Source organism: Pseudorhodoplanes sp. (genome assembly GCF_046289595.1).
Classification (GTDB): Bacteria; Pseudomonadota; Alphaproteobacteria; order Rhizobiales; family Xanthobacteraceae; genus Pseudorhodoplanes.
This window is the reverse complement of record NZ_JBKBVB010000064.1, coordinates 1-24,613: the sequence shown is the minus strand read 5'-3', so window position 1 is coordinate 24,613 and position 24,613 is coordinate 1. Positions and strand designations below refer to the sequence as shown.

The 24,613-nt window shown below is 64.4% G+C and carries 15 protein-coding genes, 1 tRNA gene and 2 pseudogenes; 8 read left to right on the top strand and 10 right to left on the bottom strand.

Annotated elements, in window-relative coordinates:
* From ACK41X_RS14215 to ACK41X_RS14205, 3 genes and pseudogenes are all read right to left on the bottom strand, one after another.
* Window positions 1-1,598: pseudogene (locus ACK41X_RS14215) on the bottom strand (hypothetical protein); the annotation flags it as partial.
* A gap of 225 nt (window positions 1,599-1,823) precedes the next feature.
* A complete protein-coding gene (locus ACK41X_RS14210) occupies window positions 1,824-4,094 on the bottom strand; it encodes a tetratricopeptide repeat protein (protein ID WP_409724364.1) in 2,271 nt (756 codons plus the stop codon).
* Window positions 4,095-4,449: 355 nt separating this feature from the next.
* Window positions 4,450-4,525 (bottom strand) — tRNA-Lys (locus tag ACK41X_RS14205).
* 360 nt (window positions 4,526-4,885) lie between these two features.
* Here ACK41X_RS14205 and ACK41X_RS14200 point away from each other — a divergent pair.
* Window positions 4,886-6,061, top strand: a complete 1,176-nt coding sequence (locus tag ACK41X_RS14200) for a M20 aminoacylase family protein (protein WP_409724361.1) — start codon at window positions 4,886-4,888, stop codon at window positions 6,059-6,061.
* Between the two features lie 86 nt (window positions 6,062-6,147).
* Here ACK41X_RS14200 and ACK41X_RS14195 read toward each other — a convergent pair whose 3' ends face one another.
* Window positions 6,148-8,997: a glycosyltransferase gene (locus ACK41X_RS14195; RefSeq protein ID WP_409724358.1), complete on the bottom strand. Its 2,850-nt coding sequence runs from the start codon at window positions 8,995-8,997 to the stop codon at window positions 6,148-6,150.
* Window positions 8,998-9,160: 163 nt separating this feature from the next.
* Window positions 9,161-9,631 carry a beta-1-3, beta-1-6-glucan biosynthesis protein gene (locus tag ACK41X_RS14190; RefSeq protein ID WP_409724355.1) on the bottom strand — a complete coding sequence of 157 codons (471 nt, stop codon included), beginning with the start codon at window positions 9,629-9,631 and terminating at the stop codon, window positions 9,161-9,163.
* Window positions 9,632-9,848: 217 nt separating this feature from the next.
* Between ACK41X_RS14190 and ACK41X_RS14185 the strand changes: the two genes are divergently transcribed.
* Entirely contained in the window at window positions 9,849-11,471 is a 1,623-nt protein-coding gene (locus ACK41X_RS14185) for a beta-(1-6) glucans synthase (RefSeq protein ID WP_409724352.1), read from the top strand.
* Here ACK41X_RS14185 and ACK41X_RS14180 read toward each other — a convergent pair.
* Both ACK41X_RS14180 and ACK41X_RS14175 read right to left on the bottom strand, forming a co-directional pair.
* Window positions 11,428-11,835, bottom strand: coding sequence for a hypothetical protein (locus tag ACK41X_RS14180; RefSeq protein ID WP_409724349.1), 408 nt, complete (start codon window positions 11,833-11,835; stop codon window positions 11,428-11,430). The two genes, ACK41X_RS14185 and ACK41X_RS14180, sit on opposite strands and share 44 nt — an antisense overlap.
* Before the next feature lie 51 nt (window positions 11,836-11,886).
* Window positions 11,887-12,699: a hypothetical protein gene (locus ACK41X_RS14175; RefSeq protein ID WP_409724346.1), complete on the bottom strand. Its 813-nt coding sequence runs from the start codon at window positions 12,697-12,699 to the stop codon at window positions 11,887-11,889.
* A gap of 99 nt (window positions 12,700-12,798) precedes the next feature.
* Between ACK41X_RS14175 and glmU the strand changes: the two genes are divergently transcribed.
* From glmU to ACK41X_RS14155, 4 genes are all read left to right on the top strand, one after another.
* Window positions 12,799-14,148, top strand: a complete 1,350-nt coding sequence (gene glmU / locus ACK41X_RS14170; RefSeq protein ID WP_409724344.1) for a bifunctional UDP-N-acetylglucosamine diphosphorylase/glucosamine-1-phosphate N-acetyltransferase GlmU — start codon at window positions 12,799-12,801, stop codon at window positions 14,146-14,148.
* A 144-nt stretch (window positions 14,149-14,292) separates the two neighbouring features.
* On the top strand, window positions 14,293-16,119 hold the full coding sequence (gene glmS / locus ACK41X_RS14165) for a glutamine--fructose-6-phosphate transaminase (isomerizing) (protein ID WP_409724341.1): 1,827 nt from the start codon (window positions 14,293-14,295) through the stop codon (window positions 16,117-16,119).
* A gap of 76 nt (window positions 16,120-16,195) precedes the next feature.
* Window positions 16,196-16,966, top strand: a complete 771-nt coding sequence (locus ACK41X_RS14160; protein WP_409724338.1) for a DUF502 domain-containing protein — start codon at window positions 16,196-16,198, stop codon at window positions 16,964-16,966.
* Between the two features lie 35 nt (window positions 16,967-17,001).
* Window positions 17,002-17,367, top strand: coding sequence for a DUF805 domain-containing protein (locus tag ACK41X_RS14155; protein ID WP_409724335.1), 366 nt, complete (start codon window positions 17,002-17,004; stop codon window positions 17,365-17,367).
* A 3-nt stretch (window positions 17,368-17,370) separates the two neighbouring features.
* On the opposite strand, the gene recG is transcribed toward ACK41X_RS14155, so the two are convergent.
* The gene (gene recG, locus ACK41X_RS14150) at window positions 17,371-19,470 is read right to left on the bottom strand and encodes an ATP-dependent DNA helicase RecG (protein ID WP_409724332.1); all 2,100 of its coding nucleotides are present in this window, start codon (window positions 19,468-19,470) and stop codon (window positions 17,371-17,373) included.
* A 195-nt stretch (window positions 19,471-19,665) separates the two neighbouring features.
* Between recG and ACK41X_RS14145 the strand changes: the two genes are divergently transcribed.
* On the top strand, window positions 19,666-19,956 hold the full coding sequence (locus ACK41X_RS14145) for a succinate dehydrogenase assembly factor 2 (RefSeq protein ID WP_409724329.1): 291 nt from the start codon (window positions 19,666-19,668) through the stop codon (window positions 19,954-19,956).
* Complete coding sequence (gene mfd / locus ACK41X_RS14140) at window positions 19,953-23,462, top strand: transcription-repair coupling factor (RefSeq protein ID WP_409724327.1); 3,510 nt, start codon at window positions 19,953-19,955, stop codon at window positions 23,460-23,462. Before ACK41X_RS14145 ends, mfd begins: the two co-directional genes overlap by 4 nt.
* A 132-nt stretch (window positions 23,463-23,594) precedes the next feature.
* On the opposite strand, the gene ACK41X_RS14135 is transcribed toward mfd, so the two are convergent.
* Both ACK41X_RS14135 and ACK41X_RS14130 read right to left on the bottom strand, forming a co-directional pair.
* Window positions 23,595-24,263 carry a DsbA family oxidoreductase gene (locus ACK41X_RS14135; RefSeq protein WP_409724325.1) on the bottom strand — a complete coding sequence of 223 codons (669 nt, stop codon included), beginning with the start codon at window positions 24,261-24,263 and terminating at the stop codon, window positions 23,595-23,597.
* A gap of 65 nt (window positions 24,264-24,328) precedes the next feature.
* Window positions 24,329-24,613: pseudogene (locus ACK41X_RS14130) on the bottom strand (GGDEF domain-containing protein); the annotation flags it as partial.

Genomic DNA, 24,613 nt, shown 5'->3' with positions numbered 1-24,613 from the left:
GTTCCGCTGCCGTCCGTCGAGAGGAGCGTGAGCGACTTGTTGATGATGACGTTGCCGGTGTAGGTGCCGGGCGCCACCATGATCGTGTCGCCTGCATTCGCAGCGGTCACGGCTTCCTGAATGGTTGTAAAGCCGCCGCCGCCGACCAGCAGAATCCTGGCTCCGCCCGCACCGTCCGGATCGATGATTTCGACGTTCGTAAGGGTATCGGTACCTTGCCCCGCAGCGTGGAGGACAAATGACCCGCCCGAGAAGGTAATGTCAGTTGCGGCGACCGAGCCCGTAAAGACTACGGTGTCTGTGCCAGAGCCGCCATCAAAGGCGTTGTCCGCGCTCGACCCGACAAACGTGTCGTTGCCCGATCCGCCCACTGCGTTCTCGATCGAGGTCAGTGAAGCGGAAAACGCGCCGGTCACCGCGCCGGTGGACAGATTGATGTTGACCGACGAGACAGCGGAGGCGGCGTTAAAGGTGTCGCTGCCGCCTTTGCCGTTGATGATGTCGGTGCCAGCGGTCGCGAAGAAGACGTTGTCGCCCGCGTCGCCGCTCAGGATGTCGCTGCCAGCGCTGCCGCGCAGATTTTCGATGCTGGTGAGGGTATCGATGCCCGTAGCGGCCGAGGAAGCGGTTCCAGTTTCGAGGTCGACGAGGGCTCCCCCGGCACCGGCCGCGGTCATGTCATAGGTGTCGTTGCCGCCGCCGCCGTCGACGGTGTTGTTGCCGGCGGAGGCAAAAAGCGTGTCGTCGCTGCCAGTCCCGACGAATGAGTTGCCGTAGGTGCCGGGATTGCCGTCATTCTCGATATAGACGCCCAGATTCCCGCCCTGGTTATTGCTGAAGGTATTGTTCAGGATATCGGTTCCGCCCTCGCGGGCACGCAACTGTGTGGCGAACCGGTTGGTGAACCCTGTGAAGTCGTTGTCGGCAATGGTGGAATTGGCGGCGTCGATGGTGACGAGGGTGTTGCCCTGAGGCTGGTTGCTCTCGTTAAGCCCGCCGGCTGTGCCGGTCACCTGGTTGTTGGTGAAGGTGATGTTGTTGGAGGGCCCGCCATCGCTGCCGATTACGACCAACTGCCGGGGGACGTTTGGCAGCGTAAACTGGTCGCCGAATCCGTTGCCGGCCGGGTTGGGGTCGTTAAAGGTCTGGCCGGAGAAGATATTGGAGTCGATCAGTGCATTGGTGATGGCGGAAGCGGCCTCACTCATCAGCCCCGCATCGCCCATGGCGACGATGTCGTTGCCCTGGATGATCAGACCGTCATGGGCGCCCTGCAGATAGACCGCGGCCTTTTCGAGGCCCGGGGTGCCGTCGATGCCGACGATGGTGAAGCCTTGGCCAATATCGCCAAGTCGCAGGCCGTCGACGCCCGGGGTGATCTGGATGGTGCCAAGAAGTCCGGAGGCGTTCGAACCGACGATCGTCGTCGCGTCGCGGCCATTCTCCGAAATGAGTGTGATCGACTTGTTGATCAGCAGGTTTTCGTTATAGGTGCCGTCGCTGACCAGGATGGTGTCGCCCGGGCTTGCGGCATCGATGGCTGCCTGAATGGTCTCGTGATCGTAGCCGCCGCCCGTTCCAACCGTAATAGTAGCCATGACACCCTCGTTTGGTGATTACGCATCCCTGTGCGCCGGGGGCTTCTTGGTTACCGAAGCCTTAACGGCACGCGGATACTTCTCACGAGGGCCAGCAAGCGAGCGTCAAACGAGCATCAAAAAAAGCGTCAGCACCGTCAAACGACGCTAAAATTTAAGTAATTGTTACGTTAATGTTAATCTGCCACATCCCGTTTGGGATATGTCACCGGCAAAACGCGCGGATTACAGTTGCCGCTGTGCTGCAGCGGCAACAGCCTGGAATAATTTGGGCCGCGTCAGATGAAGTCCACCTTCCGGGGCCTTGCGCAGCCGCTCCACCAGCCGGTGGGGCCGCCGCTCACCCGCCAGGGTCAGGAATTGCCGCATATTTTCTGCGGCAGCGGCGTGGTTGCCGGCGGCCTCGTATGCGCCCGCGATCCAGCCATAGGGCCTGGTCAGGTGCGGACCACGCACGATTGCCGTGCGAAACCAGTCGATGGCGGCGTCAACGTTGCCGCGCTCGAATTCGATCTCGCCTGCGAACAGGCTCCAGACTGCAAAGTATCCGTCATTGGGACTGATCCGCATGGCTTTGCGGACATTCTCCGCGGCCTCGTCCGGGCGTCCCAAAAGCAACAACGCATGACCGAGATTGGCGTAAGCCGGAGCGAAGCTTGGATTGAGTTCGATCGCGCGATTGAAACTCATCGCGGCCTCTGCGGCCTGTCCGCGGCTCTTTTGCAGCATACCCATGTAGAAATGGGCGATCGCCATATTCGGGTCGATGCTGATCGCCGCGCGCAAGTAATTTTCAGCCCGCCGGTACAGCGCAGCATCGGCCTTCAGTTCATTGGCCAGCGAGGTGATAATATGGCCCGACAGACCCGCAAGCACAGGGGCGGAAAGGCCGTCGCGCGCAAGCAGCGTCTCGTAAAGTTTCTGCGCGTCAGATTCCGCACCGGATGAAATGCCGCGCGCCTTGATGGCGCGTGCAGAAAGCAGGAGCGCCCTTGCACTGACGTCGTTTCTGGCGATGGCGCTGCGGGTTTCGGCCTTGACCAGCGTCAGTTCCACCTCACGCGCGATCCTTTTGGCAACTTCTGCCTTCGCCGCCTCGCTTGCGCCGATGTTGAACTTCTCGCGCCACAGGACGTCGCCGTCAGGCTGGGACAATTCGACAAAAAGCGCCTCCGACCCGGCAATGCTCTTGACGCTGCCGTCCAGGATATAGCGCGCGGGAGCCGGGCCTGAGGATGTCACAATTCTGACCATCGGGACCTTGGCGACCGTGTCCGCGATCATCTCATGCAATTGCTCGGCAGCCGCCGCCGCCGGGTCTGCGGCTGGAAAGCGTCGCACGGCAATCGAAACCGACTCGAAGAGCGGGTCCTGCTGGGCTTCGGCGAGGAGGCCGCTGACGGACGTCGCCTCGGCCTGAACGAAATAGCCAAAGCGCTCTGCAGTTTGCAGCAACAAAACCAGCGCTATGAACAGAGCGGCCGCGGCGGCCATCCGGATGCCCATGCTGGAGAAGCGCTTTACCGCCCGCACGGCATCGCGCCGCTGCGGCGGCGCAGCGGGTCCTCGGGCGGTCGCTGTTTCTTCAGCCACGCTCTGCGGAGCCGGTGGGGCGCTGCCTGCGCGTTGCACGTCAGACCGCACCTCATCCGACCGGTTGGCTGGTGCGTCATGGCCTGAATGTTCTGCTTGCGGATCGCGAACTGCGTTTGCCGCCGACGGAGTCCGGCAGGGGAGCCGCTGGATTTCGGCAAACAGCTCCTGCGTCTCCGGATCTGGCCCGTCAAGATTTTCCTCTCGAAGGAAGTCGACAAAGGCCTTGCATTCTGCAAGCGCGCGAGCGCGACCTTGAACGCGTGCGGTCAGCCGTATGAGCAATCGCCGGCAGGTTTCACAATAAGGATCGGTCTTGGCCAGGATGCGAATGGTGGCAAGAGCCTGTGACGTCAGCTCATCAGAGACCTGAATGTTCTCAATGCCGCCGATCAGCTCTTCGAGCTTGTGATGAACCCGCTGGCGCAGCTCCGATGACCAGTTGGAGAAGTCCTCGTTAACATGAAGATCCGACAAAAACTCGCCTCTGACCGAAAGCAAAAGCGCGTGAAGGTTTGCTCGATCCGACAGGTTTTCAACACGCAGGAGCATGGCCGCGTCGGCTTCGATGCGCTCCGGATCCAGAGAAATCGTATCTCCGTCGGTGCGGACGAGACCGGGCGCAATTGCATCGAGATCCTTTCGCAGGCTCACCAGACACTGACGCAGGGAATGACGCGCATTGCCTTCCGGGCAATCCGGCCAGAACAGGTTCGCCAGCGTGGTCCGCTGTGCCGAACACAATGGCTGCATCGCCAGATAGGCGAGCAACCCGCGCGCCTTCTTGTTCTTGAGATGGAATGGCTGACGATCCGGCCCAACAGTGATTTGGCAAGGGCCGAGGATTCGCAGATTAAGGGATGTCCGCTGAGCCTCCAGCGAGACCTGGTCCGGCGATGACATGACAATCACTACGCTACCCGAATTGACAGTTTCCAGCCGCGACTTGCGTCCTTAAGTAGAAAAAATGCTACCTCTCAATTCTGTCGCCGTCAATTTTTGCGTCAAAATTTCCGCGCTGATCTGTTGACGGTTTGACCGGTGGCCGCAAGCGCATGTTTGAACAGACGAACAGACCCCGAAACGGGATGGCCTGCCGTGGCTGCAGGCTGGGCGGTTTCCGGTGATGCTCCGGGAAACTCCGGTCGGGCGACCGGTGCGAAGGTTGGCGCCTCGGACTCTCCCAGGCTGCTCCGCCGGGTGTTAGGCGCCGGGTGCCCTGGTAGGGGCTGCGCGCTTTGACGGCGAATTGTGAGCGTGGTGAGCCCGCCGGGATTCGAACCCGGGACCTACTGATTAAAAGTCAGTTGCTCTACCGACTGAGCTACAGGCTCCCAACAGCCCCGCAAGCGAGACTCTCCCCACCGAGACTCCCATAGCGAAAATCCCTCAAGAAGGCTCCGCAAGGGAAACTCCTTGAAGGCCGCTCCCTGAGGAGCGTCCCCAAGGGGAGACGGGACGAACGGCAATACGGGTTTGACGCCGCGCGCCGGATCTTCGGTATGCCGCGAACGGCGGGCCGACACATAAGGCCTGTTTCCCGGCGGGACAATGAAAAAGTCACCGGTTGCCCCCGATCCGGCGCAGGCTGGGGTGGACACGCGGCCACGCCGCGGCGTGGTCCCACCGGCCGGTTGCCCCGCTGCGCCGGGCAGGATTTACTGCGTGCCAACCCCGAGATCGCGGAGCCTCGCATGCCAATCGTGAACCGTATTGCCGAGTTTCACCCCGAAATTGCGGCCTGGCGGCGGGATTTCCACGCCCATCCGGAGCTCCTGTTTGACGTTCACCGCACGGCCGCGCAGGTCGCCGAGAAGTTGAAGGCCTTCGGCTGCGACGAGGTTGTGCCTGGGATCGGCCGTACCGGCGTGGTCGGCGTCATCAAGGGACGGAAACAGGCGGCCGGCGGCCGGGCCAAGGTGATCGGGCTGCGGGCCGACATGGACGCGCTGCCGATCGAGGAGGCCACCGGCTTGCCCTACCAATCGACAGTGCCTGGAAAAATGCATGCCTGCGGCCATGACGGGCACACCGCCATGCTGCTCGGCGCCGCCAAATACCTCGCTGAGACCAGAAATTTCTCAGGCACCGCGGTCGTCATCTTCCAGCCGGCCGAGGAGGGCGGCGGCGGCGGCCGGGAAATGGTCAATGACGGGATGATGGACCGGTTCGGCATCGAAGAAGTCTACGGCATGCACAATTATCCTGGCATGCCGGCCGGCGCGTTCGGCATGCGGCCGGGGCCGATGATGGCGGCGGCCGACTATGTCGAGATCGAGATCGAGGGCAAGGGCGCGCATGCGGCGCGGCCGCATCTGGGGGTGGACCCGATCCTGGTCGGCGCGCAGATGGTGAACCAGTTGCAATCGATCGTGTCGCGCAATATCGACCCGCTGGAATCCGGCGTGGTGTCGATCTGCGTGTTCAAGGCCGGCACCACCAACAACGTGATCCCGCAGACCGCCAAACTCGCCGGCACCATCCGCAGCCTGACCGATGCGGTGCGCGACCGGCTCGAGGTGCGGGTCAAGGAGATCTGCGAGGGCGTCGCGAAGCTGCATGGCGCCACAGCCCGCATTCGCTATCACCGCGGCTATCCGGTCACGGTTAACCACGCCGAGCAGACCGCGTTCGCTGCAGAGGTCGCGTCCGAAATCGCCGGCGCCGAGCGGGTCAACGACAATCTGGCGCCGCTCATGGGGGCGGAGGACTTTTCCTACATGCTGAACGCGCGGCCGGGCGCATTCATCTTCATCGGCAACGGCGACAGCGCCGGCCTGCACCACCCGGCCTACGACTTCAACGACGACGCCATCCCCGCCGGGTCGAGCTATTGGGTGCGGCTCGTGGAAAAGGCGATGCCGGCTTGATCTGTCCGGCCGTCATGCCGGGACGCCGCGAAGCAGCGGATCCGGACGCCAGATAAAATCCATGCGGTGCGGACCGATGCCGGGATTCATTGCACTGTCTCCGGCTGCTTCTCGCCGGCCGGCGAGGTCTGTGCGTCGGCAATCGCACTCGCGATGGCCGGGGTCTGGGCCGAAATTGCCGCCGGGCGCCGGCGCAGCGCCGCAAGAAGGCGCGGCTGCAATTCGTTCCAGAACGCAAATTCGTTGATGCGTCGGCCTTCGATCGCGGCAAGGCCGGCCGCCGACAGGAACGGCAGGCTCTGCACCATGAGCACGATCGCGAACAGATAGATTTCAGTGATCTGCAGCGGGTTATTGGCGATCAGCACGATCGCGCCGATGATCAGCAGGCTGCCGAGGATCAATTCCCAAAAGCCGTCGAACTGCACCGGCTTGCGGGAGCGGTTGCCCTTGGCGGTGCGGTTGAACGGCAGGTGATCCTTGATCACACCGTCGGCCACCGCGCGCGCCACGGTGAGCTGCAGCGCCATCGCGGCGAACACTGCGCCGACGGTCTGTTTCTTGGGGATCGCCACCCGCAGCCGGTAGAGCAGGCTGAAATGCAGGATGGTGACGGCGAACGCGGCCAGAATCGGAATGGTGAGGATCTTGCTCGGGATTCCGATCTCGGCAAAGGCCACCACCGGCACCCAGAGCAGATTGAAGATCGCAACCAGAACGCCGAGCGCTTCCGCGCCGAGCCAGTTCAACCAGCCGAGCAGGAAGGCGCGCTTCTGTTCGCGGTTGAGGCTGGAAACGCCGGGCAGGAAACGTCGCCAATGCTTCTTGACGATCTGCACGCCGCCATAGGCCCAGCGGTGGCGCTGCTTCTTGTAGGCGCCGAACGTGTCGGGCAAGAGACCGAAGCCGTAACGGCGGTTGGTGTAATGCGCGGTCCAGCCGAGTTCGAGCATGGTCAGCCCGAGATCGGTATCCTCGCAAATGGTGTCGCTCGACCAGTTGCCGGCCGCGGCCAGCGCCTCGCGGCGCATCAGGCACATGGTGCCGTGGACGACGATGGCGTTCTTTTCGTTGCGCTCGACCATGCCGATGTCGAAGAAGCCCGAATATTCGCCGGCCATCGAATAGTGCATCAGACTGCGGTCGCCGTCGCGATGCTCCTGCGGCGCCTGAACCAGGCCGACCTTGGGGTCGGCGAAGACCGGCACGAGATCCGACAACCAGCCCGGCGCCACCACATAATCGGCATCGATGATGCCGATGATCTCGGCATCGGGCGCGGTGTGTGCGAGCGCGATGCGCAGCGCGCCGGCCTTGAAGCCCTCGACCTTGTCCTCACGCAGAAACTTGAAGCGTTCGCCGAGCACGCGGCAATGCGCCTCGATCGGCTCCCAGTAATACGGGTCCGGCGTATTGTTGATGATGACGATGCATTCGAAGTTCGGATAATTCAGCCCGGCCACTGCATCGAGCGTGGCCTTCAGCATCTCCGGCTCTTCCTTGTAGGCCGGCACATGGATTGACACCTTGGGCGCATAGCCTTGCGCTTCGGGCGCAAGCGGCGGCGCCTCGACGTTCAGAAGCCGCCGGGGCTTGCGTCCGAACGCGACCGCCGCGATCTCCTCGACCCGGCCGAGCGCGATCAGCACCAGCGGCACCAGCAGCGTGACGCCGAGACCGAGCGCGAAGGCCTCGCCCCACACGAAGTAATGAGACTTCCAAAACGCGAACACGGCGGCGAACCAGGCGCCGACCACGTGCGCGGCGGCGGCCAGCACCAGCGACTCGGTGAGCGTTACGCTCATCGCCAGCAAAGGCAGCGAAAACAGCACGCCGAGCAGGACGGCGAGGATCGCAAGCTTGCGGAATTCCGGATCGATGATCGGGCCGGTCCAGGCAAATTTCTGCTGCAGGGCGTCGTTGAAGAGCCCCCAATAGGCGCCGACGCTGCCTTCGGAAATTTTCCAGGGCTGATCGAGCGCCTCGATGATGTTGTAGTCGATGCCGATGGCATTCGCGCGGGCGACGAAGTCGCGGATCACATGCGCCTGTTCGAAATGACCGGGCTGGGCAAGCTTGAAATTGTAGCCGTTGCTCGGCCAGCCGAACTCGGCAATCACGATGCGCTTGCCGGGATACATCTGGCGCAACTGATGATAGCCGCCGATCGCGGCATCGACCGCGGATTGGTCGGGCGCGCCCTCCCAATAGGGCAGGATGTGAACGGCGATATAATCGACGGCTGCGACCAGTTCCGGATGGTCGCGCCACACGCTCCAGATTTCGCCGGTGGTGACGGGGACCGAGACCTGGCGCTTGGCCTCGCGGATCGCCTTGATCAGGCGTCCGACATTGATCCGCTCCTTGACCCTGGTCTCTTCAGCCTTCGACACCTGCTGGGCGGCGCGGACCAGAGCGACCTCTTCCGGGCTCAGGGTCTCGTCATCGAACATGATGGTTTCGCCGCGATAGATCGCTTCGTTGGCGAGGACCAGGCCGTCGATGTTGGAGTTGCGGCGGGCAATTTCGATCGCCGCCGCAAGCTCGGCCGAGTTGCGGGCGCGGGACGCCATCCGCTCGCGGTAGCGCCGGGCGTTGGACGGGTCGGGTCCAAGACCCTGCCATTCGGCAGCGTCGAGGCTGCCGCCGAGCCAGGCACCCGCGGTGACGCGCAGCGCCGACTGCGCGGCAATCTGCGGCACCATCTCGAGGCCGTTGGTCACCGAATAGGTCCGGATCGCCCTGGTGTATGGCGCAAGCTTCGTCAGGTCCGAGCGGATCTCGGCAACGCTGACATGCTTGTCGGGATGCTTGCCGTAGGACAAGCTCGCCAGCGGTCCCTCGATGTCGGGAGCCGCAACTCTTTTTTCGGAAAGTGCCCACAAGCCTGCATGCACGCAGGCGACGAGCGCGACGACAACCGCGACGAGGCGCATTTGAACGCGAGACCAAGCGGGGCGAGGTGAAGGCTGCCGTCCCGTCCCCTGGGACTAGCGCCTGCTACGACAGTCAGATAGCTCAGCCGAGCTGAATTTTCAATTGCACCGGTGCGTGGCGAATTAATGACGCTGACAATCGCTTCGCACAATCCCAACGCTGCTATTGTGTGGTGGTTCCGGTTTGCGGCGAGGTTGCCGTGGCGGCTGACGGCGGCGGTGCCGCTGGATTAACCCAACATGAATGGACGCGTCCAAGGATGTTTTCCTGCGCCTTCGGATCGACGATCGGACCCTGCATCACCACACATCGGAAGGCCGCCTGAATATGTCCGCCCGGGCAACCGAACCGGTCATAGAGGTCCAGGTGGCGGAAGGCGGTGTCGAGATCGTCCTGAAATAGCCGGTGAACCACGCGGCGTCCGACCCAGACGCATTCGGGATTGCCTGCAGGACCCGTCATCTGTTTGGCCACTTCGGCGAGGTCGTTCTGCCGGTTCGCTTCGCGCTTCGCCTGTTCGGCGGCTTGCTGCTTGGCTTTCTCGGCTGGATCACCCTGAGCGTGCGCGGTCGATGCGGCAACCGAGACCGCAAGGCAGATAACGGGAAGGAAGCGCAGGAAACAGGACAGCATGATGGCGGAATCTCTGGGTGACGTTCTGGCCGGTTCGGTCGGTACATGTTGAGTTTACATCGGATTCCGTCGGCAATACGGCCCCGGTGTTCGTTTTGGAGATTTCCGCCTTTCAGGCGCTTTGTCCAGCGCGGCGGCCGCGGCGAAGCATCACGCAGTTGGCGTGATCCGAAGATCGTGCGATTGCGAAGGCGGATCGGTCGAACACGGAATCCCGATGCATGAACGAACGTTAACCGGAGCGGCCGTTCCGGCTGTGCTTCTGATGGTCGTGGCGGGCTTGATCGCGCTGTTCTGGTGGTGGCTTGGCCGGCCAGTCGCGATGCCTGCCCAGGCGAGCACCGAGAAGCTGCAATGCGTGTCCTACGCGCCGTTCCGGGGCCTGCAATCTCCGCTTCGGGCGGACACCCATATCTCTGCGGCCCAGATCGAGGAGGATCTGGCCGGCCTCACGTCGCTGACCGACTGCATCCGCACCTATTCAATCGAGCACGGTCTTGATCAGGTCCCGGAGATTGCCCGGCGCGTTGGACTGAAGGTCATTCAGGGTCTTTGGCTGTCGAGCCACCCGGAGAAGAACCGTCATCAGGTCGAAACCATCGTTAAGCTGGCCAAGCAATATCCGGACGTGATCGACGCCATCATCGTCGGCAACGAGGTCTTGCTGCGCGGCGAGTTGTCAGCGGACAATGTCGCGGCCTTCCTGCGCGAGGTGAAGAGCCGGGCGGGATTGCCTGTCACCTATGCCGATGTCTGGGAGTTCTGGCTGCGGCACCGTGACCTCGCTGCGCTGGTCGATTTCGTAACCATCCATATTCTGCCGTACTGGGAGGATTTCCCAATTCCCGCCAAGGACGCGGCGGCGCATGTGGAGTCGATCCGCGAGCGCATGGCGGCCGCCTTTCCCGGCAAGGCGATCCTGATCGGGGAAACCGGCTGGCCCAGCGCGGGCCGCATGCGCGAGGGCGCGCTGCCCTCGCTCGCCAATCAGGCGCTGGTCTTGCAGGAGGTTCTCGCGATCGCCAAACGCAACGGCTACCGGGTCAATGTGATCGAGGCGTTCGACCAGCCCTGGAAGCGCCGGCTTGAAGGCACTGTCGGGGGCTATTGGGGATTGTTTGACGACGCGACCCGCCGACCGAAATTCCAGTGGGGCGCGCCGGTATCGAACCATCCGCGCTGGCTGCAGCAGGCGGCCGGCGGAGTGGTGCTGGCGGTTCTGGTCTTCGCCGTCGCGCTCGGTGGCCGCCGGCTCGAATTGTCCCGCGGGCAATGGGCCGCCATCGCCGGCATGGCGCTGGCCGCAGGCAGCACGGCCGGCTGGGCGGTCGAGCTGATGTTCTATGAGAGCCTCGGCATTGGCGGCTGGCTCCGGTCCGCGGTCTTGGTCGGCCTTGCCGTGCTGACGCCACCGGCGATGGCGGCGGTGCTGGCGCGGGGCGGGATGCTGCCGACCTTTGCCGATGTGCTGGCCGGTCCGCGGAACGGGACCATCACAGGGATGGAGCGGCTGGCCGGTCTCCTGATCGCCGCCACCGCCGTGGTCGCGATCCAGGTGGCGCTCGGGCTGGTCTTCGATCCGCGCTACAAGGATTTCCCGTTCGCGCCGCTGACGGCGGCGGCGGTGCCGATCGCGCTGGCCATGCTGGCTCTGCGGGCGCGGCCGGCTGCATCCGGCTTGGCCGAACAGATCGCGGCAGCGACGCTCGCCTTGTCCGCAATCTATATTGCCTTCAACGAAGGCTTCGCGAACTGGCAATCGCTGTGGCTTTGCTTTCTGTTGATGCTGCTCTCGCTCAGTCTGCTTCGCTTTCGACGGCCACGGGCCGCGCAAAGCTGAGAATGAGCACGGCCGCGGCGAGCGCCGACAGACCGCCATTGTAAAGAACCACGCCGAAGGCGGCCGCGGCGAGGCCGAGCGCGAAGACCGGCAATGTCGGACGGATCAGATTGACCGCCGCCGCGCAAAGCGCCACCCAGCCGAACACCGAATTATTGAACAGCACCATGACAAGGCCGCGGGTCGAACACAGCCAGGTCTGCATCCCGGTCTGGCAGGCGAGTCCGACACTGCTCAGCTCGATCACCAGATAGCGCAGGTAAAGGGCATAGCCGAGCGACAGCAGTCCGATCGCAATCAGCCAGCTGGTCTGACGTGCGGCCGGAGCAAAGAGCGGACGCGGGGTTGTGCGGTCCAAGGTCATGTCCGGACTATGCCGTGGTCGATGCCGATGAACAACCGCGCCTCAACGCCGTCAACGCGAAGCGAGGCGCTGGCCTTCGTAAACCGTCGGCTGACAGGACAGGCCGGAAGCCGCCAATGCGGCGCACAGTCTCGACGCGGCAGCGGCATTGGCGATAGGTCCGGCCACGAGGCGCAGCTCGATCTGCCCGCCGCGGATCTCGCGGATTGCCACAACCGGCTGAAGCTCGCCCAGAAGACTGGCGTGGTTGCGGCGAACGCGATCCCAGGCGGTCCGCAAAGAAGCAAGCGACGGGGCGCCCCCGAGATCGACGCCGAATTCCCCCTTGGGTACCGGCATATCCTGGGGCTCGGGGCTGGCGCTCGCAGCTGCCGCTGCCACCGTTGCCGGCGCGCTTGCGACCGGCGCGGGCGGCGGAGAGGCCTGAATCGGCCCCGCTGCAAGCGGCCCTGCGGGCGCCTCTGCGGCCGGCCTTGCCGCCGCCGACAATTTTCCGATCGAGCCGGTGACGTCGTCGTAATTGCGCTCAAGCGCCGCGATGCGAACCAGCAGCCGGTCCCGGTCTTCACTGAGAAGCCGGAGCCGCTCGGACACGCGTCTGAGCTCGTCGGCTTGCCGCTCGCGTTCCGCAGACGGCTTCCGCACCGGTTCTGCGGTTCCAGTGAGCGCGGCATGGGCCTCCGCCATCCGGGCCTGACCGGTTTCGGTCCGGCTCGCGATCGCCACCGCAAACAGGCACAAAGCGGCGATCCCGCCCCAGAGCGCGATCTGGGACAGCGGACCGAGCGCGGCCTCGTCAGGCTCGTCCGGCGGAGCGTCCGGTGCGGCAGCTGGGACCGCTTTTTGGAGGGCAGTGCGAATCATGAGTGGGAATCTAGCAGGAAGCCGGGGCAGCTGGTCCGCCAAGGCGGCTTTTCCGCATCCCGATGGCGGGCTATGAGCGGGACAGAGACGGGGAGGCGAATGAACGAACGGACATGTCTTGCGGTGGTGCTGGCGGCCGGCGAGGGCACGCGCATGCGCTCGGCTATTCCCAAGGTGTTGCACCCGGTCGGACAGCAGCCTATGCTTGCGCATGTTCTGCGCGCGGTCGAAGCGGCAGGGGCCACCGATTGCGTTGTCGTGGTCGGGCCCGATCATGAAGCAGTCGCGAACGAGGCCTTGCGCGCATTTCCCGAGGCCGCCATCGCCAAACAGATGCAGCGGCTCGGCACCGCCCATGCCGTGCTTGCCGCGCGTGACGTGCTGGCGCGCGGATTTGACGATATTCTCGTGGTGTTCGCCGACACGCCGCTGATCCGCGCCGAAACCTTGCGCCGGCTTCGTGCCGCCTTGGCCGAAGGCGCGGCGGTGGCGGTTGCCGGTTTCACGCCGGCCGATCCGGACGGCTACGGCCGGCTGATCGTCGCCGACGGACGGCTGCAAGCGATCCGCGAGCACAACGATGCGAGCGAAGCCGAGCGCGCGATCCGGCTCTGCAATGGCGGCCTGATGGCGCTCGACGGCCGCCATGCGTTGGCGCTGCTCGACCGCATCGGCAATGCCAATGCCAAGACGGAATTCTATCTGACCGACGCGGTCGCGCTCGCCAATGCGGCGGGATTGCGTGCGGCCGCGGTCGAAGTCGAGGAGGACGATGTGAGAGGCGTCAACACCAAGGCCCAGCTCGCGGACGCCGAGGCCGTCCTGCAACGGCGCCTGCGTCAGGCGGCGCTCGACGCGGGTGTGACGATGATTGCGCCGGACACGGTCCACCTGTCCGCCGACACCAAACTCGCAGCCGACGTGACCATCGAGCCCTATGTTGTGTTCGGCCCGGGCGTCACCGTCGAAACCGGCGCCGTCATCCATGCATTCTCGCATCTGACCGAGGCGCATATCGGCGAAGGCGCGCAGATCGGGCCGTTCGCGCGGCTGCGTCCGGGCGCCAGGATCGGCAAGGACGTCAAGATCGGCAATTTCGTCGAGGTCAAGCAGGCGGTGTTCGAGGACGGCGCCAAGGCCAATCATCTCGCCTATATCGGCGACGCCCGGGTGGGCGAGGGCGCCAATATCGGCGCCGGCACCATTTTCTGCAATTACGACGGCACCGCCAAGCACCGCACCGAGGTCGGAAAAGGCGCCTTTGTGGGCTCAAATTCCTCGCTCGTCGCCCCCGTCAGCCTCGGAGAGGGGGCCTATGTCGGCTCGGGCTCGGTGATAACCGAAGACGTGCCGGCGGATTCGCTGGCGCTCGGCCGGGTCCGTCAGGTCGTTAAGGAAGGCTGGGCCTCGCGCTTGCGCAGCCTCAAGGCGGCGGGCAAGAAGAAGTGAGCCGTCCGGCGGCGTCCGGTTCATCCGGCCTGCCGCCGCATGCCGGTTACAGGCCGCAACGCATTGTGATTTCCGCGCCATAGCGGATGCAGGTCTAACGGCCAGCGGAACTTGATGAATCGTTTGCGCGGGGATCGCCACGCGATGTGCGGGATTGTCGGAATTTTGGGTCGCGAGCCGGTCGCCGGACCTCTGCTCGATGCGCTGAAGCGGCTCGAGTATCGCGGCTACGATTCCGCCGGGATCGCCACAGTCGAGAACGGCCATCTCGAACGCCGCCGGGCCGAAGGCAAGCTGCGGAATCTTCAGGAACGCCTGCAGCGCGAGCCGCTGTCCGGCCTGGCCGGGATCGGCCACACCCGCTGGGCGACGCATGGCAAGCCGACCGAGAACAACGCGCATCCGCATGCCACCGAGAAGCTCGCTGTGGTCCATAACGGCATCATCGAGAATTTCCGCGAGCTGCGCGACGAGCTTGAAATGCAGGGGGTGCAATTCGGCAGCGATACCGACACCGAAGTGGTCGCCCATCTGGTCACCGAGGAGATGAAAAAGGGCCGCTCTGCGGTCGAGGCGGTGCGTTTGGCGTTGCCCCGGCTTCGCGGCGCGTTTGCGCTCGCCTTCATCTTTGCCGGCGAAGACGATCTGATGATCGGCGCGCGTAAAGGCTCCCCGCTCGCGATCGGCCATGGCACGGAAGAGATGTATCTCGGCTCGGACGCGATCGCGCTCGCTCCCTTCACCGACACCATCTCGTATCTCGAAGAAGGCGACTGGGCGGTGGTGCGGCGCGGCGATGTGCAAATCTTCGACGCTGCCGGACAGCAGGTGAAGCGCGCGCAGATCAAGACCACGGGCTCGGCGTTCCTGGTCGACAAGGGAAACCATCGTCATTTCATGGCGAAGGAGATTAACGAGCAGCCGGAAGTGGTCGCCCATACCCTGTCGCATTACATCGACATGGCCAACGAGCGCGTCGCGCTGCCGGCCGACTTGCCGTTCGATTTCAAGGCGATCGAGCGGGCATCGATTTCGGCCTGCGGCACCGCCTTCTATGCGGGGCTTATCGGCAAATACTGGTTCGAGCGCTATGCGCGCCTGCCGGTGGAGATCGATGTCGCCTCCGAATTCCGCTACCGCGAAGCGCCGCTGCGCAAGGGCGATGTGACCATCGTCGTGTCGCAATCGGGCGAGACCGCCGACACCCTGGCGTCGCTGCGCTATGCGAAAGACCAGGGGCAGCATGTCCTTGCCGTGGTCAATGTGCAGTCCTCGACCATTGCGCGCGAAAGCAGCGTCATCATGCCGACGCTGGCCGGTCCTGAGATCGGCGTCGCTTCGACCAAAGCCTTTACCTGTCAGCTCGCCGTGCTGGCGTGCCTCGCCATTGCCGCAGGCCGCGCCCGCGGCGTCTTGAGCGAGGCCGACGAACGCAAGCTGGTGCGTGCGCTGATCGAAGTGCCGCGCCACATGAACGAGGCGCTCAAGCTCGAGGGCGAAATCGAGCTGCTCGCCCGCGACATCAGCAAGAGCCGCGACGTGCTCTATCTCGGCCGCGGCACCAGTTACCCGCTGGCGCTCGAGGGCGCGCTGAAGCTGAAGGAAATTTCCTATATCCACGCGGAAGGCTATGCCGCGGGCGAGCTGAAACATGGGCCGATTGCGCTGATCGACGAGACCATGCCGGTGATTGTCACCGCCCCGCACGATCAGGTGTTCGAAAAGACCGTCTCCAATATGCAGGAGGTCGCCGCCCGCGGCGGCCGGATCATCCTTCTGACCTGCGCGAAAGGCGCCGCCGAGGCCGCGATGCCGGGCGTGACCACCATCACCCTGCCGGACATGCCCAATTCGATCACGCCGCTGGTCTACGCCGTGCCGGTCCAGCTTCTGGCTTATTATGCGGCGGTGGCGCTTGGCACTGACATCGACCAGCCGCGCAACCTTGCGAAATCGGTCACCGTCGAATAAATCGCCGGCGCCGCCGAATTATCCCGAATTTGCGCTATAGATGGCGGTCGGCAGGCAGGAGCCGGCGCCAGCACCGATGACCCAGAAGAGCGATCAACCGGACGACATTATCGAGACCGACCTGCCGCCCTCCGGGCTCGGCGCGCGGCTGCGGAACTACTTTCTGACCGGTATCGTGGTGGCGGGACCGCTTGCCATTACCGCCTGGCTGATCACGGCTGTCGTCACCTGGGTCGACGATGCGGTGCGCCCCCTGATCCCGGAATTGTACCGGCCGGAAACCTATCTGCCCTGGAAGATTCCCGGCTCCGGACTGGTCATTGCGCTTGTTGCCATCACCTTGCTTGGCTTTCTCACCGCAAATCTGGTCGGCCGCACGCTGGTGCAACTCGGCGATCACCTGATCGACCGGATGCCGATTGTGCGTCCGATCTACAAGACTGTGAAGCAGGTCTTCCAGATGCTGTTCTCGAAATCGGGAACGAGCTTCCGCAAGGTCGGCCTCGTGGAATTCCCAGCGCCCGGCATGTGGTCTCTGGTGTTTCTGTCTCAGGCGCCGAGCGCGGAGGTGGCGAAGCGGTTGCCCGGAGACGACGACCAGATTTCAGTCTTTCTGCCGTGCACCCCAAACCCGACCACGGGTTTTTTCTTTTATCTGCCACGCAAGAAGATTATTGAACTTGAAATCCCCGTCGAACAGGCGGCGACCCTGATCATGTCGGCAGGCATGATCCAACCGGGCGCCGTTAGCACGAATGGCAACCAGAATGCCTTCGCCGCGATGGCTGCGGCCGCAAGGTCTGCTCAGGCCGCACGTGAGGACAAGACGAAGGAGCCGGCTGCGTAACGCGTGCGTTCGAACTTCAACGAGGAGACGGGGCGATGAACTTTAGCGAGGCGATTACTTCCGGGTTTCAGAACTACGCGAACTTCAACGGGCGCGCGCAGCGTTCCGCTTTCTGGTACTGGGTGTTATTCACGTTTATCGGGGGATTGATCACCGTTGGAATCGATGCGGCGATCTTCGGCGCCGATGGCTGGGCGCCGCTGAACTCCCTGTTCAGCCTGGCGACGCTTATTCCGAGCCTTGCGGTCGGCGCCCGCCGGCTGCACGACATCGATCGATCCGGCTGGTGGCAGTTGCTTCACTTCATCGTGCTGATCGGCACCATCGTGCTGATCGTCTGGTTTGCCTCGCGCGGCACCCCCGGCGCCAACCGGTTCGGTCCGAACCCGCTCGGCGAGTGACATCTAGCCGGCGTCGATCAGCCTGATCGCGTCGTCGCGCTCGAACAGATAGAGCAGCATTCGAAGCGACTGGCCGCGCTCGCCTGCGAGCGCGGCATCTCGCGCCAGAATGAGGCGGGCATCGTCGCGTGCCACAGGGAGCAGATGGCCGTGCGCCTCGGGCGAGGCGATGCGGAAGGCCGGCATGCCGCTCTGGCGGGTGCCCAATACGTCACCTTCGCCGCGCAGCTTCAGGTCTTCCTCTGCGATCCGAAAGCCGTCTTCGGTCTCGCGCATGATGGCGAGCCGGGCCTTGGCGGTCTCGCCGAGCGGGGCGCGGTAGAGGAGGAGGCAGGTCGATTTGCCACGCCCTCGGCCGATCCGGCCGCGGAGCTGGTGCAATTGCGCGAGCCCGAAGCGTTCGGCATGCTCGATGACCATCACGGTCGCCTCCGGCACGTCGACGCCGACCTCGATCACCGTGGTCGAAACCAGAAGCTGTGTTTCGCCGAGGGAAAAGCGCCGCATCGCCTCGTCCTTGTCGCTTCCGCGCATCTGGCCGTGAACCAGATCGGCGGCGGCGCCGAACCGCTTTCGCAACGCCTTGAAGCGATCCTGCGCGGCGGCGAGATCGCTCGATTCGGATTCCTCCACCAGCGGGCAGACCCAATAGACCCGCTGGCCATCCTCCAGCGCCCGGCCGACTGCATCGATGACCTCGGGCAGACGCTCCAGCGGAATGGTGCGGGTATCGACCGGCTGGCGGCCTGCGGGTTTCTCGCGGAGTTCCGAAATGTCCATGTCGCCGAAATAGGTCAGCACCAGCGTTCGCGGGATCGGCGTTGCAGTCGTCACCAGCATGTCCACGGCTTCGCCTTTGTTTGCGAGGGCGAGGCGCTGATGCACCCCGAAGCGATGCTGCTCGTCGACGATGGCGAGCGCCAGATCGCGGAAGATTACGTCGTCCTGGAACACGGCGTGGGTGCCGACCAGGAGGTCGATCTCGCCTTGCGCGAGCCGTTCGAGAATTTCGTTGCGTTCCCTGCCGCGCTCGCGGCCGGTCAGGATCGCGATCCGGATGTCTGCGGCGACGGCGAGCGGGGCGATGGTGTTGAAATGCTGGCGCGCGAGAATTTCGGTCGGGGCCATCAGCGCGGCCTGGCAGCCGGCTTCGATGACGGCGGCGGATGCGAGCAGCGCCACCACGGTCTTGCCCGATCCCACATCGCCCTGCAGCAGCCGCACCATACGCTCCGGCTTGCCGAGATCGGCGACGATGGCATCGAGCGCGCGGGTTTGCGACAGCGTCAGCGAATAGGGCAGCGCCGCAATGATCGCACGGCGCAGGCGGCCATCGCCGGCATGGGCGCGGCCTTTGCGCTTGCGGTTATGGGCGCGCATCAGGCCGAGCGCGAGCTGGCTGGCGAGCAATTCGTCATAGGCGAGACGCATATGCGCGGCGCTCTCCGGCGCGATGTCATCCATCCGTTGCGGCCGGTGTACGGTGCGCAGCGCGTCGGCAAAGGCAGGAAAACCGTGCCGTCGCAGGACCGCGGGGTCGTGCCATTCCGGCAGCGCCGGAATTTTCGACAAAGCCGCGTCCATCGCCTTGACGATCATGTTGGCGCTAATGCCCTCGGTCAGCGGATAGACCGGTTCGATTGCGGGCAGGCGGGCGAGGCCCTTCTCGTCCACGACGCGGTCGGGATGCACCATCTGCAGCATGCCGTCATAGAATTGCGCGGTTCCCGAGACGTAACGGGTCTCGCCGACCGGAAACAGCTTCTCAAGATAATCGCGCCGGGCGCGGAAATAGGTCAGCACCAGGTCGCCGGTCTCGTCGCTGGTATAGATCAGGTGCGGGGTGCGATCGCGACCGGGCGGGGCGGGGCGATGCCGGTCCACCCGCACTTTCACGGTCACCACCTGATCCGGCGTCACCTCGCGCAATACCGGGCGCGCGCGCCGGTCGATTGCCGCTGTCGGCAGGTGGAACAGCAGATCGACAAGCCGGGGCTCGCTGTCGCGGCCGAGCAGCCGGCGATACAGCGTCCCGAGCTTCGGGCCGATGCCCGAAAGCGTCGTGATCGCTGCAAAAAGCGGGTCGAAAAGCGGTGGCCGCATTTTGAAACCAAACCGTCCGTTCGTCCCCGCGTAAGCAGGGACCGAGACTTGTGTCCCTGGATTCCCGCTTACCCGGGAATGCACGGAGAAAACAGCATAGCTTCGCCGTGAGCGCGAGTGGGCTGACAGCCGCCCGCGCAGCGCCTATATACGCCCGCCCGGCCCGTCCGGGCTTTTGGCGTTGCGGATGAGATCATGACCGGTTCCACACGATCGAGCGAAGGATTGAACGAGCGGCGGCGGCGGCTGTTGTTCCGCTCCTGGCATCGCGGCATCCGCGAGGCCGATCTGCTGCTCGGGCGCTTCGCCGATGCGCATATCGCCCACCTGTCCGACAGCGACCTCGATACCTACGAACGGCTGCTCGATGTCCCCGACCACGACCTTTATGTCTGGGTAACCGGCGAGGCCGCGATCCCGGACGCCTACCGGTCCGACCTTCTCGACCGCATCGTTCGGTATCACGCCGAGGGCGCGCAGCGATGATGCAGTCTCCGGTGGAATTGCTCAAGGGCGGCCGACCGCTGACGCTTGCCGCGGTCGCCGACGGCGCCGAGGGGTTGGTGGTTGCCGACCTCGCCCGCGCCATCGCCGCCCGCCGCGAAGCGCCCTCGGTAAGCCTGCTCGCAATCTGCCGCGACGGGCAGCGGATGGCGGCGCTGGCCCGCGGCCTGTCCTTCTTCGCCCCCGAGATCGAGCAGCTGCAATTCCCGGCCTGGGATTGCCTGCCCTACGATCGTGTCTCGCCGCATGCCGGCGTCCTTGCGCAGCGCATGACCACGCTGTCGCGGCTCGCCAATGTCGAGGCACGCGACAAGCCGGCCGTCGTGCTGACCACCGTCAACGCAATCCTGCAGCGCGTCCCGCCGCGCACCCTCGTCATGGGCCAGTCGCTCTCCGCCGCGCCCGGCAATGTCTTGCCGATGGAGCGTGTCGCCGCCTGGCTCGAACTGAACGGCTACACCCGCAGCTCTACTGTGCGCGAACCCGGCGATTACGCCGTGCGCGGCGGCATTCTCGACCTGTTTGCGCCGGGTATGGACGCGCCGGTGCGGCTTGATTTCTTCGGCGACCAGATCGAGACCATCCGCGCCTTCGATCCGGAATCCCAGCGCACCCAATACGACCTGCGGGCGCTCGATCTCGTGCCGGTCTCGGAATTCCAGCTCACCTCGGACACCATCCGCAAATTCCGCCTCGGCTATGTTTCGACCTTTGGCGCCGCGACCCGCGACGACCAGCTCTACGAGGCGGTGAGCGAAGGCCGCCGCTATCCCGGCATGGAACATTGGCTGCCGCTATTCCATGACCACATGGACACGCTGTTCGATTATCTCGACGGTACGCCCGTCGTGCTCGAACCGCTGGCTGACGAAGCGGTGCAGGAGCGCATCGCCCAGATCGTCGATTATTTCGAGGCGCGGCAGAATGCGCCGCAGGGCGCGGGCGGGGTGCCCTACAAGCCGCTGCCGCCTGAGCGCCTCTATTTCACCGAAGACGAATGGCGTGCTCAGCTCGGGCGGACGAAGCTCGCGCGGATGACGCCATTCTCCGTGCCGGAAACCGAAGCGGCATCGGTCGTCGATATCGGCACCAAACAGGGCCACAATTTTGCGGCCGAACGCGGCGAGGCCGACGCCAATGTGTTCGATGCGGTGGTCAAGCATGTCGCTTCGCTGCAGCGCGACGGCAAGCATGTTGTCATAGCGCTCTGGAGCGACGGCGCCCGCGACCGCATGAGCCATGTGCTGCGCGACCACGGTCTCGCCAATCTCACCAATGTCGGGTCGTGGCAGGAGGCATTGTCGCGGCCGAAGACCGAGGTGGCGCTGGCTGTGCTGGGCCTTGAGTCCGGGTTCGAGACCGCGCAGGCTGCTGTCATCGGCGAGCAGGATATCCTTGGTGACCGCCTGGTGCGACCGCGGCGGGCCTCCAAGAAGGCCGAGAATTTCATCGCGGAAGCGACCAGCCTGTCCGCGGGCGATCTCGTGGTGCATGTCGATCACGGCATCGGCCGCTTTGTCGGACTTGCGACCATCGAGGCGGCAGGTGCGCCGCATGACTGTCTCGAATTGCATTATGCCGGCGGCGACAAGTTGTACCTGCCGGTGGAGAATATCGAGCTTCTGTCGCGATACGGCTCGGAGGACCGCGAAGTCGATCTCGACCGGCTCGGCGGAACCGCCTGGCAGACCCGCAAGGCGCGAATGAAGAACCGCATCCGCGAGATCGCCCATGAACTGATGAAGGTGGCCGCAGAACGCAAATTGCGCGAGGCGCCGAAACTGACCGTACCGGCCGGTTTATACGACGAGTTCTGCGCCGGCTTTCCCTATGAGGAGACCGAGGACCAGCAGAACGCGATCGACGCGGCCCTCGATGACTTGGCCTCTGGCCGCCCGATGGACCGGCTGGTTTGCGGCGATGTCGGTTTCGGCAAAACCGAGGTCGCGCTGCGCGCTGCCTTCGTTGCGGCGATGGCGGGCAAGCAGGTTGCCGTCGTGGTGCCGACCACGCTTCTTGCGCGTCAGCATTACAAGACCTTCACCGAGCGCTTCCGCGGCTTTCCGGTGAAGATCGGGCAGGCGTCGCGCCTGGTCTCGTCCGCGGAGCTTTCGGCGACACGAAGGGCGCTCGCGGACGGCACGCTCGATATCGTGGTCGGCACCCACGCGCTTCTCGGCAAGAACGTCAAGTTCAAGGATCTCGCCCTGGTCATCGTCGACGAGGAGCAGCATTTCGGCGTCGCCCACAAAGAGAAGCTGAAGACGCTGCGCGCCGAAGTCCACATGCTGACGCTCACCGCCACGCCGATCCCGCGCACGCTGCAATTGGCGCTGACAGGTGTTCGCGACCTGTCGCTGATCGCATCGCCCCCCATCGACCGGCTTGCGGTGCGCACCTTCGTCTCTCCGTTCGATCCAGTCGTTGTGCGCGAAGCGATCCTGCGCGAGCGCTATCGCGGGGGACAAAGCTTTTATGTCTGCCCCAGGATCGAGGACCTCGCCGGCGCCAAGGAGTTTTTCGACAAGACCATCCCCGAGGCCAAGGTTGCCGTGGCGCATGGCCAGATGCCGGCGACCGCGCTGGAAGACATCATGTCGGCCTTCTATGAGGGCAAGTTCGACGTGCTGATCTCGACCACCATCGTGGAATCCGGGCTCGATATCCCGACCGCCAACACGCTGATCGTGCACCGCGCCGATCGCTTCGGCCTGGCGCAGCTCTACCAGCTGCGCGGCCGGGTGGGGCGCTCGAAGATCCGCGCCTATGCGCTGTTGACGCTGCCGGCCGAGAAGCGCATCACCGCCCAGGCCGAGCAGCGGCTGAAAGTGCTGCAGTCGCTCGACACTTTGGGTGCGGGCTTCCAGCTCGCCTCGCACGATCTCGACATCCGCGGCGCCGGTAATCTTCTCGGCGAGGAGCAGTCCGGTCATATCAAGGAAGTCGGTTTCGAGCTGTACCAGCAGATGCTGGAGGAGGCCGTCACCGCGCTCAAGGCCGGCATCGTCGAGCCGGTTGCGGATCAATGGTCGCCGCAGATCACGGTCGGGACGCCGGTACTTATTCCGGAGGACTATGTCGCCGACCTTTCGGTGCGACTCGGTCTCTATCGGCGCATCGCCACGGTCGAGTCCGAGCAGGAGATCGAGGGCTTCGCCGCCGAACTCGTCGACCGCTTCGGGCCATTGCCGGAAGAGGTCAAGCATCTGATGCAGATCGTGGTGATCAAGCTTTTGTCCAAACGCGCCAATGTCGAGCGCATCGATACCGGCCAGAAGGGCGCGGTGCTGCAGTTCCGCGACAATACCTTCGCCAATCCGGAAGGGCTGATGCGCTACATTGCGAGCCAGGCGCCGATCGCCAAGGTGCGGCCCGACCAGAAGGTGGTGTTCCTCGACGATTGGCCGAAGCCGGTTCAGAGGCTCCTCGGCACCACCAAAATCTTGCGCAATCTGGTGAAGATTGCCGAGGGCAAGAAGGCGGCTTGAGGCGAGTAGCAACTCATCCCGCTCGTCCCCGCCACGGCGGAGACTCAGCGCCAACAATGAGGCGATCGCTTGTGATCTCCGGATTCCCGCCTTCGCGGGAATGAGCGGAGTTTTTGGGGGTGTCGAGCCCGACTACCCCGCCGCCTTTGCCTTCTGCTCTTCCGCGACCCTGCGGATTGCACCCGCAAGCTGCTCGGGCGGCTGCGCGCCGGACACCGCATAGGCGTTGCCGAAGATGAAAAACGGCACGCCCTGGATGCCTGCGGACTTTGCCTGCTCGACCCGCTGGGACAGGAGGGCGAGGTCGTCGTCGGTCGCAAGCTTTTTTGCGATCTCGTCGGCATCGAGCCCGATCTCTTCGGCGCCCCGCACCAGCACCGCCTTGTCGGAGAGGTCGGCCCCCTCGGAGAAATAGAGCTCCATCAGCCGCTGTTTCATCTCCGGCGCTTTGCCGATCTTCTCCGCCCAGTGAATCAGGCGGTGGCAATCGGTTGTGTTGGGCTGACGACTGAGCTTGTCGATGGCGTAAACCAGGCCATCTTGGGCCGCAGCGGCAGACACGCGCTGCGCAATCTCCTTGTAGCGCTCGGGCGAGCCGAACTTCGTCGTGAGATATTGCTCCCGCGAGATGCCCGCGGCCGGGATCCAGTCGTTGAGAAAATAGGGGTGGTAGTGCACCTCGACCGGAATATCGGGGTTCAGCGCGATCGCCTGCTCAAGCCGCTTCTTGCCGATGAAGCACCACGGGCAGACAACGTCGGAGACGACATCGACGCGGACAGGTTCAATGGGCTCGGTCATGGTCGGTTGGCTCATGGCGGACCTCTGCCTGCCGTTTGCGGAACCCCGACCTTGTAGGCCCGCAGCTATGCCGCGGCAACTGGCGCTCGCGAAATCCGCGCCAGCAGGGTGGCCGGGGTATCGGAGGAACGCCAGGCGGTCAGCGCGACCTCCGGTGTGACCGGACGCCGCCGTCCCGGCTGCAGCATGGTGTTGCGGAGCACGCCGACAATGCGCTTTGTGCCGGTCTGGGCCTGGCGCGGGGCGGTGTCGGCAAAGGCAATCAGGATCGAACCGTCGCGGTCCCGGCAGGCGAAATCAGCGCCGCGCACCAGCCTGGAAACGAGGCGCGCCGCGTCGTTCAGGGTCCG

Excerpts from the sequence above, each read along its gene's own strand:
- ACK41X_RS14210 (WP_409724364.1), bottom strand. The coding sequence starts at position 4,094 with ATGTCATCGCCGGACCAGGTCTCGCTGGAGGCTCAGCGGACATCCCTT.
- ACK41X_RS14200 (WP_409724361.1), top strand. The coding sequence starts at position 4,886 with ATGCCAATCGTGAACCGTATTGCCGAGTTTCACCCCGAAATTGCGGCC.
- ACK41X_RS14195 (WP_409724358.1), bottom strand. The coding sequence starts at position 8,997 with ATGCGCCTCGTCGCGGTTGTCGTCGCGCTCGTCGCCTGCGTGCATGCA.
- ACK41X_RS14190 (WP_409724355.1), bottom strand. The coding sequence starts at position 9,631 with ATGCTGTCCTGTTTCCTGCGCTTCCTTCCCGTTATCTGCCTTGCGGTC.
- ACK41X_RS14185 (WP_409724352.1), top strand. The coding sequence starts at position 9,849 with ATGCATGAACGAACGTTAACCGGAGCGGCCGTTCCGGCTGTGCTTCTG.
- ACK41X_RS14180 (WP_409724349.1), bottom strand. The coding sequence starts at position 11,835 with ATGACCTTGGACCGCACAACCCCGCGTCCGCTCTTTGCTCCGGCCGCA.
- ACK41X_RS14175 (WP_409724346.1), bottom strand. The coding sequence starts at position 12,699 with ATGATTCGCACTGCCCTCCAAAAAGCGGTCCCAGCTGCCGCACCGGAC.
- glmU (WP_409724344.1), top strand. The coding sequence starts at position 12,799 with ATGAACGAACGGACATGTCTTGCGGTGGTGCTGGCGGCCGGCGAGGGC.
- glmS (WP_409724341.1), top strand. The coding sequence starts at position 14,293 with ATGTGCGGGATTGTCGGAATTTTGGGTCGCGAGCCGGTCGCCGGACCT.
- ACK41X_RS14160 (WP_409724338.1), top strand. The coding sequence starts at position 16,196 with ATGACCCAGAAGAGCGATCAACCGGACGACATTATCGAGACCGACCTG.
- ACK41X_RS14155 (WP_409724335.1), top strand. The coding sequence starts at position 17,002 with ATGAACTTTAGCGAGGCGATTACTTCCGGGTTTCAGAACTACGCGAAC.
- recG (WP_409724332.1), bottom strand. The coding sequence starts at position 19,470 with ATGCGGCCACCGCTTTTCGACCCGCTTTTTGCAGCGATCACGACGCTT.
- ACK41X_RS14145 (WP_409724329.1), top strand. The coding sequence starts at position 19,666 with ATGACCGGTTCCACACGATCGAGCGAAGGATTGAACGAGCGGCGGCGG.
- mfd (WP_409724327.1), top strand. The coding sequence starts at position 19,953 with ATGATGCAGTCTCCGGTGGAATTGCTCAAGGGCGGCCGACCGCTGACG.
- ACK41X_RS14135 (WP_409724325.1), bottom strand. The coding sequence starts at position 24,263 with ATGACCGAGCCCATTGAACCTGTCCGCGTCGATGTCGTCTCCGACGTT.